General features: G+C 69.7%; 7 protein-coding genes. 3 read left to right on the top strand and 4 right to left on the bottom strand.

Annotated elements, in window-relative coordinates; genetic code table 11:
* Positions 1-73 precede the first annotated feature (73 nt).
* The 3 genes from J2Y58_RS18425 (at position 74) to J2Y58_RS18415 (ending at position 3,972) form a co-directional block, all read left to right on the top strand.
* Entirely contained in the window at positions 74-1,093 is a 1,020-nt protein-coding gene (locus J2Y58_RS18425) for a sulfatase/phosphatase domain-containing protein (protein ID WP_310106457.1), read from the top strand.
* Between the two features lie 102 nt (positions 1,094-1,195).
* Positions 1,196-2,602, top strand: a complete 1,407-nt coding sequence (locus J2Y58_RS18420) for a sugar porter family MFS transporter (RefSeq protein ID WP_310106455.1) — start codon at positions 1,196-1,198, stop codon at positions 2,600-2,602.
* A gap of 44 nt (positions 2,603-2,646) precedes the next feature.
* A complete protein-coding gene (locus tag J2Y58_RS18415; protein WP_310106453.1) occupies positions 2,647-3,972 on the top strand; it encodes a cellulase family glycosylhydrolase in 1,326 nt (441 codons plus the stop codon).
* Between the two features lie 7 nt (positions 3,973-3,979).
* On the opposite strand, the gene J2Y58_RS18410 is transcribed toward J2Y58_RS18415, so the two are convergent.
* The 4 genes from J2Y58_RS18410 to J2Y58_RS18395 are packed head-to-tail and all read right to left on the bottom strand — an operon-like array spanning position 3,980 to position 13,204.
* Positions 3,980-5,944 (bottom strand): sialate O-acetylesterase, encoded by a 1,965-nt coding sequence (locus tag J2Y58_RS18410; RefSeq protein WP_310106451.1) that lies wholly within the window; start codon positions 5,942-5,944, stop codon positions 3,980-3,982.
* A complete protein-coding gene (locus J2Y58_RS18405) occupies positions 5,941-8,187 on the bottom strand; it encodes a glycoside hydrolase family 3 C-terminal domain-containing protein (RefSeq protein ID WP_310106450.1) in 2,247 nt (748 codons plus the stop codon). Before J2Y58_RS18405 ends, J2Y58_RS18410 begins: the two co-directional genes overlap by 4 nt.
* 35 nt (positions 8,188-8,222) lie before the next feature.
* Positions 8,223-10,829 carry a glycoside hydrolase family 2 TIM barrel-domain containing protein gene (locus tag J2Y58_RS18400; RefSeq protein ID WP_310106448.1) on the bottom strand — a complete coding sequence of 869 codons (2,607 nt, stop codon included), beginning with the start codon at positions 10,827-10,829 and terminating at the stop codon, positions 8,223-8,225.
* A complete protein-coding gene (locus tag J2Y58_RS18395) occupies positions 10,826-13,204 on the bottom strand; it encodes a TIM-barrel domain-containing protein (RefSeq protein WP_310106446.1) in 2,379 nt (792 codons plus the stop codon). Before J2Y58_RS18395 ends, J2Y58_RS18400 begins: the two co-directional genes overlap by 4 nt.
* Positions 13,205-13,223 lie beyond the last annotated feature (19 nt).

The raw sequence follows: 13,223 nt of genomic DNA, 5'->3' as shown, positions 1-13,223 counted from the left end.
CGGCACACCCGCCAAGGTCAATGCGACGCTGGCTTCCTGGCCAGCGAAGGAGTAAACTCGGCCAGCGTCTCGGATGGCAGTCATGAGAGCGTACGTTTTCGGGCCTTCTCTCACCGGTCCCCTGAAGGGGTCGAAGGGGAGCGTCGACGAGGGCGGTACGCGCGTGCCGTTCGTCGTGTGCTGGCCGGGGCACCTGGCCAGCGGCAAGAGGATCGATACGCCCGCTCAGCACATCGATATCTATCCGACGCTGATGGAATTGGCGGGCATCGCCCCGCCGCCCGGCCCGCCTATCGACGGCACGTCGCTCGTGCCTCTGCTGAAGGGTGAGCCAGCCAGTGCCGCCTGGGACAAGCGGTTCCTGTTCACGCACCAGCTGCGCAATACGCGAAGGCCGTCCGAGGTCGCGATCCAGCCCACACCCGGGGCGGTGCGCCAGGGACGCTGGCTTGCCACCTTCAAGCCCGACGCGGGCCTGGCGCTGTACGACGTGATCGCCGATCCGTCGCAAGCGACCGACGTTTCGGGCAGAGACGCGCCGCGCCTCGCCGCGATGAAGGCGGCTTATATGGCGTGGTATGCGGACGCGTCGGCAGGCGCCGGCGCCGTGCAGCCGGTGCAACTGGGGCTGCCGGGGCACGACGTCACGGAGTTGCAGGCCAACGAAGCCAGCCTGCAAGGCAGCGGCATCCATTATCATGGCGATTGGGGTTGGGCGCATGACTGGGTCGACCGCTGGACCGACACTTCGGCGTCGATGCGCTGGCTCGTCCAGGTGAACCGGCCCGGGCGATATCGGGTAAGCGTCAGCTACGCGACCGCCGGCGGTGCGACGGGGCCGCGCATGGTCGCCTCGTTCGGCCAGGCGAGCACATCGGCGATCCTGCCGTTGGCGGCGCCCGCTGCCTCCTCATGGGGGCGTCGCACCTATCCGTTCGACGAAGCGCCCGAGCGCCGCTGGGCGCATGCCGACCTCGGCTACCTCGACCTGCCGACCGCTACCGCGTGGCTTTCGCTGGGCGCCGCGAGCCTGCCGGCCGGGCAGGTAGGCGACGTCAAGGCCATCCGCCTGAGCCGCGAGCCCGATCGCTAGCACGCCATCGGGCGAGCGCGTCCCAGGTCGCGGCCATCGCCTGCATACCATCACCGTCGCTCAGCATCGCGCCGGCATCTACTCGAAGGAACGGCGTTTACGATGGACCAAGGATCGACAACCAACCGTCGCCTGATACTCGCCACCGTGTTCGTGGCGGCGATCGGCGGGTTCATGTTCGGCTATGATTCCGGCGTCATCAACGGCACGCAAAAGGGGCTGGAGGCTGCGTTCGACCTGGGGCGGCTCGGCATCGGCGTCAACGTCGGCGCCATCCTGCTGGGATCCGCGGTCGGTGCGTTCGGTGCCGGCCGCCTGGCCGACGTGGTGGGTCGCCGGGCGGTGATGATGATCGCGGCGGGGCTGTTCCTGCTGTCCGCGCTGCTCGCCGGGGGTGCCACGTCATCCGCCATCTTCATCGTCGCGCGTATCCTGGGCGGGCTTGGCGTCGGGGCAGCGAGCGTCATCTCGCCGATCTACATATCGGAGATCGTCCCCGCCGAGGTCCGCGGACGACTGGTCAGCATTCAGCAGATCATGATCATCGCCGGGCTGACGGGCGCATTCGTCGCCAATTACCTGCTCGCGAGCTTTGCCGGCGGCTCGACCGCGGCGCTGTGGCTCGATCTTCCGGCGTGGCGCTGGATGTTCTGGCTGCAGGCGATCCCGGCCTCGATCTATCTGCTGGCGTTGACCGCCGTCGTCGAAAGCCCACGCTATCTCGTCGCCAGGGGCATGGACGAGAAGGCGCTCGCCGTCCTCAGCCGACTGGAGGGGGCCGGCGAAGCGGCGCGCAAGCTCCACGACATCCGCGCAGCGTCGGCTGCGGCCGAGCGGCGACCCAGCTTCGCCGACCTGATCGATCGCAGCACGGGACGCATCCGACCCTTGCTGTGGGTCGGCGTCGGGCTGGCCGCCTTTCAACAGCTCGTCGGCATCAACGTCGTCTTCTATTACGGCGCGACGCTATGGGAAGCGGTCGGCTTCGCCGAAAGCGACGCGCTGAAGATCAACATCCTGTCCGGGGTGCTATCGGTAGCCGCGTGCCTGGGCACGATCGCCTGCATCGACCGGATCGGGCGCAAGCCGCTGCTTCTCACCGGATCGATCGGCATGGCGGTGACGCTTGCGGTATTGGCCTGGGCGTTCTCGACCGCGGTGGCGCAACCGGGCGGCGGCGTTGCGCTGCCGGGCAGCAACGGCCTCGTCGCGCTGGTTGCGGCCAATCTCTACGTGGTCTTCTTCAACGGCACTTGGGGGCCGGTGATGTGGGTGATGCTGGGCGAGATGTTCCCCAACCGCACGCGCGGCGCCAGCCTGGCGATCGCCGGCGCTGCCCAGTGGATCACCAACGCTCTGATCGCGGTCAGCTTTCCTGCGCTCGCGGTATCGCCGGGGCTGGCGATCACCTACACCGGCTATGCCTGTTTCGCGTTGCTCTCGTTCTTCTTCGTCCGCGCGTTGGTCGTCGAGACGCGCGGTCGCGAACTGGAAGACATGGCCGGCTGACGGCGGCGACGATGCGACCCCCATTTTCGAGGAACGGTGAGACGATGACGATCGATCGACGGGCAGTGATCGCAGGCGGCATGGCTTTGACGCTGGCTGGTGGAGCGTCGGCTGCACCGGCGGCGCCGGCGTTCGTCGGGCGCAAGGGCATGCGGCTGGAACGCCAGGGTAAGCCGTATCGCTACGGCGGCGCGAACATGTGGTACGCCGCCTACCTTGGCGCGGCGGCGCCGGTCGGCGACGTGGATCGGCTTCGGCGTGAACTCGACATGCTGGCGGCGATGGGCGTGCGCAACCTGCGCATCCTCGCCTCGTCGGAGCTGTCACCGCTGAAGAATTCGCTTCGGCCGACGTTCCGCGATGCCGGCGCGTCCTATAACGACGCGCTGCTGCGCGGGCTCGACGTGGCGCTGGCCGAGATGGCGAAGCGGCAGATGACGGCGGTGCTGTACCTGACCAACTTCTGGGAATGGTCGGGCGGGATGATGACCTATCTGTCCTGGGTCAACGGCGGGAAGTTCATCAACAACGGCGATCCGGCACATCCCTGGCCCGAATTCGCCGATCGCGCGTCGGACTTCTATGCCGATCCGCGCGCGGTGCGGCTGTACCGCGACTATGTCCGCGCGGTGGTCAGCCGTACCAACAGCGTCACCGGCACGCGCTATCGCGACGATCCCACCATCATGGCGTGGCAGCTGGCCAACGAACCGCGCCCCGGCGGCGGGACCGCGGTGGCGCAGGCCAACATGCCGGCGTTCCTGCGGTGGGTGTCGGACACGACGGCGCTGATCCGGTCGCTCGATCCCAACCATCTGGTGTCGAGCGGTAGCGAGGGGCTGATGGGTTGCGTCGAGGACGAGGCGTGCGTGCTCGCGGAACATGGGTCGACCGGCATCGATTACCTGACCGTCCACGTCTGGCCGCTCAACTGGCGGTGGATCGATCCCAAGGACATCCCGGGCAGCTGGGAGCGCGGCGAAGCGCGTGTACGCCAGTCGGTCGCCGATCACGTCCGCCTGGCGCGGCGACTGGGCAAGCCGCTGGTGATCGAGGAATTCGGCTTCGCGCGTGACGTCGGCTACGATCCCGGCACCGCGACGCTGTGGCGCGATCGCTTCTACCGGTTGATCTACGACCTGGCGCAGGCCGATGCGGCGGTGGGTGGACCGATCGCGGGTACGAACTTCTGGGCGTGGGGCGGTGCGGGCCGTGCGGGTGGCGCCGAGCACCGCTACGTCGCGGGGCCGGCATCCTACATGGGCGATCCGCCGCACGAGCCGCAGGGCTGGTATAGCGTCTTCGACACCGACGCTTCGACGCGCCGGATCATCGCCGATCACGCGGCGGCGATGACCCGGCTGCGCTGATGCCCGATCAGCGGACGTCGCTGGCGAACGGCACCGCGGGCAGGTCGTCGGCGCCGTAGAGGTTGACGAACGGCGCGTCGGCCCAGCCATAACGGACGCGGTTCGTGCCGGGCCGGTTGGCGCCGCGCAGGCGGATGGCGCCGCCTTCGACCTGCCCCGCGACATAGCGGCAGTCGCTGCCGGCGCAGGCTTCGAACCCGATCGCGACGTCGCTGCTGTAGGTGAACAGGCCGCCTGCGGCGCGATCGAAGGTGACGATAAGGTCAGTACCCTGACGCGACACGCCACTGACCTGGGGCCCTCCGGCGGTGATCGCCTCGCCATAGGCCACCGCACGCGCGGCCCGCGCCAGCCGCTCGCCCACCAGCCGCTTCTGCGGCGCATGGACATCGAAACGATCGCTGACGTCGATGGTTACGGCGAGACCCGCGGCAGGATCGGCGCGCACCACCCGTGCCTGAACGTCGCGCAAGGCGGCACGCGGCGCATCGCCGGGTCGGATCGGCGGCGGGCCGAAGGAAGCGATCTGCGCGACCATGAACGGCAGCGCCGGCTGGCCGAACTGGCGCCGCCAATCGGTCATCAGCATCGGCAGCAGCCGGGCATAGCCGGCCGGATCGCCGACGTTCGCCTCGCCCTGGTACCAGGCCACGAGGCGCAGGCCGTAGCCGCCCAGCGGCGCGACCATGCCGTTGTACAGCGTCGACAGGCTGTTGGGCACCTGCCACGCCGCGATCGGGGGCGTCCCGTCGGGTACCGCGCCGCCGCGATGATATGACCAGCGATCGGCCAGCGGCACGCGCGTGCCGTCGTCCAGCACGATGGCGCGCTGCGCCGGATCGCCGGTCAGACTGGCGCGACCCAGCACCCGAATGGCGATGACGTTGCGCCCGGCGTGGAGGACGCCGGGTCGCAGCGGATAATCGCGCCAGAACCATTCAGCATCGTTCGCGCCGATCCAGCGGCCGTTGATCCAGACGCTGTCGTGCCGATCGATCGTGCCGAGCCCGATACGGGTGGCGGCTGCGGCCTGGGCGGCGGACAGGTCGAAGGTCTGGCGATACCAGCCCACGGTGAGCGGCGTGGTGGCCGGGGTGTTGGCGACGCTCGATCGGGCGATCGGCCAGCTCGATGCGTCGACGTCGACGCCCCGCCATGCGCGTTCCGCGTTCCACGATGGGTAATGGGCCCGCCACCAGGCGTCGTCGCGGGCATCCTGTTCGCGCAGGCCGGCGTCGGGATCGCGCGCCGTACGGGCGAGGGTTGCCAGGCGGGGGCGGTAATCGGGGATGGTGCCGAGCGCCGGCGCGGCGATCCAGTTCTCGATCGTGGTGCCGCCCCAGAAGGATTCGATGAAGCCGATCGGAATGCCCAGGTGGCGTTGCAGCGTCGCCGCCATGTGGAAGCAGACGGCTGACGCATCGCCGACCGACTGCGGATCGACGATCTTCCACGCCACGGGCTTGGCGAAATCGCGCAGCGCGGCGGGCTGGCTGTCGCGCTCGACATGAGCGAAACGCAGCGACGGCATGGCGCGCTGGATGACTCCTCCCCATGCGCCGGTGGCGCGGCGGGCGGGGAATTCCATGTTCGATTGGCCACCGCACAGGTACACGTCGCCGACCAGCATGTCGGACAGCGTCTGCCGGGTGGCGCCCGATGTTGCGGTGAGCGTGTAGGGACCGCCAGCGGGCATGGCCGGCAGGGTGGCGTTCCAGCGACCGCTGGCGTCGGCGCGGACGGCGACCGTGCGGCCGGCGAGGGTGACGGAGACGGCGGCGCGCGGCGCGGCGCGGCCCCACACCGGGATGGGGCGGTCGCGCTGCAAGACGCCGTGATCGCCGAAGATATGCCCGAGTAGCGCGGGAGAGGGGACGTCCGCCGCCTGTGCCGACGCAGCCGGGGCATGGCCGCCGAGGGACAGCGGCAGGGCCAGCCATGCGAGCGCCCGTATCGCCTGGGCGCGGATCATGGCCGCCAGCCGACCGGCAGGCTGTGTTCGGCGAGCGTGACGGTCGTCGTTGCCGCAATGTCGCTCGACGATTGGGCAAGCGCGACGGTGTACCGCCCCGCCGCGATCCGCCAGCGCCGGCTTTGCGGATCGAACGTCGCGAGCAGGCGCGGGTCGATGGTGACGGTCAGCTGGCGCGAGGCGCCGGCCGGCAAGTCGACGGTCTGCCATCCGCCGAGCCGCTTGGGCGCTTCCCACCCGCCGGCAACCGGCGACACATACAGCTGCGGCACGGCCAAGCCGCGGCGCTGGCCGGTATTGCGGACGGTGAAGCGCGCGACCACTCCGTCGCCACGCGGCGCTGCGGTCAGGGCGCCGAGCGTGAACCGCGTGTAGGTCAGGCCATGACCGAACGCGAAGCGGGGTGTCAGGCGCTGGCGCTCGAACCATTTGTAACCGACCGCCGCGCCTTCACTGAGCCGAACGTCGGCGGTTTCCGCGCCGCGCAGGTTGCGGGGGTCGATCGGACCGGGGCGGACCATCTGGTCGGGGGACGCGGGGAAGGTGACGGGCAGCCTTCCGCTCGGCGCGACGACGCCGAACAGCAGGTCCGCGATCGCCGGGGCGCCGTTGGTGCCGGGGTACCAGACCTCCAAGATGGCGGCGGTGCGATCCGCCCACGGCGTCAGCACCGCACCGCCGGTTTCCAGCACGACCGTCGTGCGGGGATTGGCGTCGGCGACGGCGGCGATCAGCGCGTCCTGGCCGTCTTCGAGAGCGATGTCGGTATCGTGCGACTCTGCCGTCCATTGCGTCGCGAACACGATCGCGACATCGGCGGCCCGCGCCGCCGCGGCTGCCGCCGCCGGGTCACGCCCATCGAGCCAGGTTACGCGGGCGTTCGGTGCGCGTGCCCTGATCGCCTCGAGCGGCGACGATGGATAGTAGACCACCGGGCCGGGCCAGCCGGTCGGCTGAAGACCGGGAACCGCATTGCCGCCACGCGGGTAGACCAGCGACGATCCCCCGCCGGCGAGCACGCCCTTGTCGGCGTGGCCGCCGATCACGACGATCGAGCGCACGGCGGGCGACAGCGGCAGCATTGACCGCTCGTTGCGCAGCAACACCGCACCGCGCGCGGCGGCGTCGCGGGTGATCGTGGCGTGCGCGGCATAGTCGATCGCGGTTTCGCCGGTCACCGGCCGGTCGAACAGGCCGCTCGCGAACATGGCATGCAGGACCCCGCCGGCCATGCGGTCGAGCGTCTCCGGGCTGACGGTGCCCGCGGTCAACGCTGCCTTCAGCGGAGCGGCAAAATAGGGCGCGTCGTCGAACGGATGTCCCGATTGCTGGTCGAGCCCGGCGTTGGCGGCGGCAACCGTCGAGTGCGTCGCGCCCCAGTCCGACATCACGAAGCCCTTGAAGCCCCAATCGCGGCGCAACACGTCGGTCAGCAGATAGGGGTTCTCGCAGGCATGGGTGCCGTTGACCCGATTGTAGGAGCACATGAAGGCGCCGGCATCGCTCTGCTCGAGCGCGATCTGAAAGGCCAGGAGATCGGACATGCGTGCCTCGGCATCGCCGATGACCGAGTTGCCCTTGCCGCGCCCGGTCTCCTGGTTGTTCATCGCGAAGTGCTTGAGCGTGCCGACGACGTTCTGCGATTGCACCCCGGCGACCTGTCGCCCCGCCATGATGCCCGCGAGCAGCGGATCTTCGCCGCCATATTCGAAATTGCGGCCACCGCGCGGTTCGCGCACCAGGTTGACGCCGCCGCCGAGTAGGATGTTGAAACCCGATCGCCACGCCTCGTCCCCGATTATCGCGCCTGCGCGATAGGCGAGCGCCGGATCCCAGGAGGCGGCGATCGACAGGCTGGAGGGCAGGGCGGTGCGCTCGCGCTTTTGGGCGGCGGCGACCTGCGTGGCGACGCCCATGCCGGCGTCGGTCTGCCATTGCGGCGGGATGCCGAGGCGCGGGATGCCGGGAACATAGCCCGCCGAACCGGCGCGCGCCTCGGCGACGGGCAGATAGTTCTTGTCGGGTTTGGGCGTGCCGAAATAGCCGAAGACGAGCGTCAGCTTCTCGTCCTGCGTCATCCGCGCCAGCAACAGCGCGGTACGCCGATCGGGGTCGAGCGTCTTGTCGGCCCATGGCCGATCCGCGGCCGCTGCCTGCCGTGTCGGGGTGGCCGTCTGGGCCGGCGTCGTGGCGCTGGCGGTCGAAAGCGCGGCGCCGAGCGCCAGGAGGGCATAGGTCTTCATCGATCGTTTCCTTGCGGCCGCAGCGGTGGGCAGCGTCATCGTGACGGGCGGCCTAGCGGGACGAGGCGCAGCGCCGACAGCAGCGCCGGCCCGTGGCCGCTACGGAATTGTAGGCGAAGGTGGCCGTCGGTGACCGTCACCGGCACGTCGCGGCGGATCGCGCGCTGCGCGCCGCCCGCCGCACGGGCGACGTCCAGGTCGGTAACGACCGGGCTGCCCTGCGCCAGGACGGAAAAGCCCCGCGCCGCCGCCGCTGCGTCGGGTTCGGCGAACCACAGGCTCAGCCGCCAGCGGCCATCCGGCAGCGGCAGGTCGTAGGCGAAGTCGCCGCGGCGGACCGTGCGCGCCATCGCGGCGGGCAAGCCTGCGTCACCGCCCGCCATGGCGGCGATCGTCGTCGGCTCGCCGCCGGTGAAGAAGGCGTCGGAGCCGAACCGCGTCCCGTCGGGTGCCACCTCGCCCAGCAGGTTGCCGGCATCAAGCGCGAGCCCCGCATGCGGATCATGCGCCGTCCACTCGACGGTGTCGGTCACTTCGCGGTCACCGAACCGCGCCGTGGCGACGAGGCGATTGGCCCCGGTATCCAGCGTCACGCGCGGCCAGACGCAGATCCCGTCGCGGCACGGGCGCGAGCCGAGTTCGCGGTCGTTGAGGGTCAGCCGGGCATCGCCGGCATTGCTGTAGAGCCGTACGTCGGTGACAGGATAGAAGCGATCGACGTAACGACGCTGGGTGATGTGCAGCACCGGCTGCGCCGCCCATTGCGCCTGGAAGAAGTAGAAGGCGTCCTTCCGGATCGAGCGGTCCGACGTCATCACGCCCTTCGTATTGAGGTCGGTCGCGTCGCCTTCCGCGCGCGGGCTCGCGAAATCGAACATGACCCACAGCCAGCTCGACCACAGCCACGGCCGGTCGCGGATCGCCGCCCAATTCTGCTCCAGCACCCAGCTTTGATACTCTTCGGGCTGGATGCGGCCGTGGGAGTCGATCGCGCCACCACGCGGATCGTCGGTATGCTGCGTCGTGGCGCCGCCCGCGCCATATTCGCTGACGGATATCGGCAAGCCCGGGTGACGCCGGCGCAGGCGGTCGAGGTTGGGGCCGAGTTCGTCGGCGCGATCGTAATACCAGCCAGAGTATCGGTTATAACCGATGGTGTCGGCGCTGCCGGCCAGCGTGACGCCGCGGGTGTCGGTCGCTGCGTAGTTGGGTTCGCAGCAATCGGCGAAGCTGGTGGGGCGCGACGGGTCCTCGCGTTCGGCGACCAGTTGCAACGCGTCGAGCAGCGCGCGCGAATTGGCGCGCGTCGTCGGGCCGAGATCGACGATGTCGACCTCGTTGCCGATCGACCAGGTGACGATGCTGGGGTGGTTGGCATTTTGCTTGATCAGTTCGCGCAGCTGCTGCTCGGCATTGGTGCGAAGGTCCGGATCGAGGCCCGGGCCGCGCGTCCAGCCGGCCTGGTTCACGAACGGGATTTCCGCCCACATCACGATGCCGTTGCGATCGGCGAGGTCGTACCAGATCGGCGCATGCTGGTAATGCGCGCCACGAACGGTGTTGGCGCCCAGCTCCGCGATCAGCGCCATGTCGCGGCGCTGGTCCTCATCGCTGACCGCCCAGCCAACGCCGAAGCGATCCTGATGCCGAGAGATGCCGTGGAGCGGCAGCGGCTTGCCGTTGAGGAAGAAGCCGCGATCGGCATCGATGCGAAAGGTGCGGATGCCGTAGGGCTGGACGAGCCGGTCGCTCAGCGTAGCGCCGCGGCGTACCTCCGCACGCAACGTGTAGAGATAGGGGTCGGCGCGCCCGTTCCACAGATGCGGGCTGGGGACGCTGAGCGCCGCCGTGGCGAGGCCGGCGCCGTCGCGCAGGCGCGCACGCACCGTCCGGCTGGCGACGGTGCGGCCTTGCGCATCGTCGAGAGCGAGCAGGACGTCGACGTCGGTCTTGCCCGTACCGGCGATCCGCGCGCGGACATCGACCGTGGCCATGTAACGATCGACCGTAGACGTCGTCGCGTAGACGCCGGGGCCGCCGTCATCGAGCAGGTCGAGGTGCTGGGCGCCGGTGGTGAGCAGGGCGACATGGCGATAGATGCCGCCGAACAGGAAGAAATCACCCGCCAGCGGGATGACGTTGGCGGTACTGCTGCCTGCCGCGCGCGCGCTGTTGTCGGCGCGCACGACCAGCACGTTGTCGCCGCCCGGCCGGATCGCATCGGAAACGTCGAAGCGGAAACGCGAGAAGGCGCCGGCGTGGCGGCCAAGGCGGCGGCCGTTCAGCCAGACGTCGGCGATGTTGCCGACGCCGTCGAACTGGACGAACCGGCGCTCGCCCTTCGTAGCCGCGGGGACGGCAAACCGAAGGCGGTACCAGGACACGCCCTGGTAGAGGTTGGTGCGCGGATCGCGGACCTTGTTGTACGACCCGATCCAGTTGGACGTGTGCGGCACCGACACCGCCGTCCAGGCCGCGTCGTCATAGTCCGGGGCCGCCGCCGCCTCGCCGACGTCGCGCTGGATGAAGCGCCAGCCGGCATCGAGCGACTGCTCGCGGCGCGGCTCGGGCGATTGGGCGAGGGCCGGGGCCAGCGACAGCGCGGTGGCGATCAGCACTAGGGCCGTGCGCAGCGCGATCATTGCATGCCGCCGGTCACGAGCGCGATCGTGGTCGGCCGCTCCAACCCTGCGTCGGCGAGCGTGAAGGCGACGGTGCGCGCGGCGGCGTCGAAGCTGCTGGCCACCGGCGAGCGCCCCCGCGTCACGCGCGCTGCCCCTGCGGCGCCATGGACGGTGACCGCGATCTGGCGCCACCAGGGGCGATAGCCCTGCTCGCGTGCGTTGAACAGGATACGCAGCCCGCCGCCCGGCACCTGTTCGCAGCGGATCGACTGGCGCAGCACGCGTCCGCGCGTGGCGGCGGTGGTGTGGCCGTCGTCGAGGTACAGCATGCCGCTGCAGTCGGCGCCCGGATAGACGTCGAGCCGCAGCGGCCCCGTCGGCGTCCGCGCGGTGCTGGTCACCACCGCCTGGCGCGGCAGGATGGTGCCGGCGCGGACGAACACGGGCATGCGGTCGATCCGCGGCGTCTCGGTCACGCGATCGGCCAGGTTCGCGCCCGGCAGCGTCGCCGCCTCGCCCGTCGGCGGCGGGTTGGCGGTGACGGGCAGGCCCGACCAATAGTCGTACCAGCCGCCCTTGGGCAGGCAGATCTCGTACGGCTGCTCGGATTCGCCCTTCGGGGCGGGCGCGACCAGCAGTGATCGGCCGAGCGTGAAGTCGATTCCGCGCTTGCACGGCGATGCGATCATTTCAGGATAGTCGTAGAAGACGGGGCGCATCAGCGGATCGCCGTTGCGCGTATTGGCGTCGGCCAGCGCGTAGATATACGGCAGCAGGCGATACCGCTCCTCGACGAAGCGGCGGCGGATCGCGAGATGCTCCGGCCCGTCCACCCAGGGTTCGGCGCGCGGCGACCCCTTTTCGGCATGGGCGCGGAAGATCGGGCCGAACGCGGCGATCTGGTACCAGCGCGTCATCAGCGCCGGGCTCGCGCCGCCCGCATAGCCGCCGACGTCGGTGCCGGCATAGGAAAAGCCCGACAGGCCGAGGTTGAGCATCTGGTTCACCGCGAGGCGCAGGTGATCCCAGGTCGAGGAATTGTCGCCCGTCCAGGTCACGGCATAGCGCTGGCCGCCGGCATAGCTGGCGCGGGTCATGACGAACGGGCGCTCGCCGGGGCGCAGTGCCTGCATGCCCTCGTACGTCGCCCGGGTATTCTCCATGCCGTAGACGTTGTGCAGTTCGGCATGGCTGGCGGAGCGGGGCGCGAAATCGTCGGCGTCGATGTGATGGATCGCGTCAACCGGCATGGTGTGCAGGTCGTTGAACACCGACGGTTCGTTCATGTCGTTCCAGAAACCGGCGACACCCGCATCGACATAGCCGCGGAAGTTCCTGCCCCACCATGCGCGCACGCGCTTGTCGGTGAAGTCGGGGAATACCGACGGGCCTGGCCATACCTTGCCGACGAACGGCTTGCCGTCAGCGGCGTGGACGAAGGCGTCGATCGCCGTCCCGCTGTCATAGGGGGCGTAATCCTCTCCGGGCGCACTCGCGATGTGCAGGTCGGCGATGGTGACCAGCTTGATCCCCTGCCGGCCAAGCTCGCCCGCCAGCCCCTTCAGGTCGGGATAGGTCTGTCGGTTGACCGTGAACGGCCGGTTGCGGTCGAGGAAGTCGATGTCGAGCCACATCGCATCGGTGGGGATGCCGCTGCTGGCGAGCTTGCCGGCGATGTCGCGCACCTCGGCGGCGGACATATAGCTGTAGCGCGACTGCTGGTAGCCGAACGCCCATAGCGGGGGCAGCGGGGCGTGGCCGGTGAGCGCGGTGTAGCCGCGCACCACGTCGCGCACCGCGGGCCCGGCCAGGATGTAGTAATCGATCGGCCCGCCCGGGCTGCCCATCGCCAGCGTATCGACATCGCGATGGCCGAAATCGAACCAGCTGCGCCACGTATTGTCGAACAGCAGGCCATAGCTGCGGCCGGCATCGTCAACGCCGAGAAAGAACGGGATCGCCTTGTAGATCGGATCGGTGGTGCTGTCGAAAGCGTAGGCGTCGGTGTTCCAGTTGACGAAGGTACGCCCGCGCCGGTCGAGCGAGCCGCCGGTCTTGTCGCCAAGCGCGAAGATATGCTCGTCGGGGCGCAGCGCCTTGCGCAAGGTGAAGGCGGCACCGTCCAGCGTCAGCGGACGCGGCGCGTCGGCGACGATCGGACGACCGGTGCGGTCGGTGACGGTCAGGCGGAGCGTCGCCGGATCGACGTGGACGGCGAGGGCGTTGGTGTTGAACCCGTCCGGCGTGGGAACGACCGCTACGCTTTGCGCGCGGACCGCGGCGGGCACCGCCCAGCTGGCGTTTTCTGGCAAGCTGCCCGACGGCGCGATGCGGACACGCAGCGTGGTGTCGGTCAATGCCTCGACCCGCATCAGCGCAGTTCCCGTACGCACGTCGAAGCCATTCCGGAGG

The sequence above is a fragment of the Sphingomonas sp. BE138 genome, assembly GCF_031456125.1.
Lineage (GTDB): Bacteria > Pseudomonadota > Alphaproteobacteria > Sphingomonadales > Sphingomonadaceae > Sphingomonas.
This window is presented reverse-complemented; position numbering and strand designations above follow the sequence as displayed.

Coding starts and splice junctions, on each gene's coding strand:
- J2Y58_RS18425 (WP_310106457.1), top strand. CDS start 74: ATGGCAGTCATGAGAGCGTACGTTTTCGGGCCTTCTCTCACCGGTCCC.
- J2Y58_RS18420 (WP_310106455.1), top strand. CDS start 1,196: ATGGACCAAGGATCGACAACCAACCGTCGCCTGATACTCGCCACCGTG.
- J2Y58_RS18415 (WP_310106453.1), top strand. CDS start 2,647: ATGACGATCGATCGACGGGCAGTGATCGCAGGCGGCATGGCTTTGACG.
- J2Y58_RS18410 (WP_310106451.1), bottom strand. CDS start 5,944: ATGATCCGCGCCCAGGCGATACGGGCGCTCGCATGGCTGGCCCTGCCG.
- J2Y58_RS18405 (WP_310106450.1), bottom strand. CDS start 8,187: ATGAAGACCTATGCCCTCCTGGCGCTCGGCGCCGCGCTTTCGACCGCC.
- J2Y58_RS18400 (WP_310106448.1), bottom strand. CDS start 10,829: ATGATCGCGCTGCGCACGGCCCTAGTGCTGATCGCCACCGCGCTGTCG.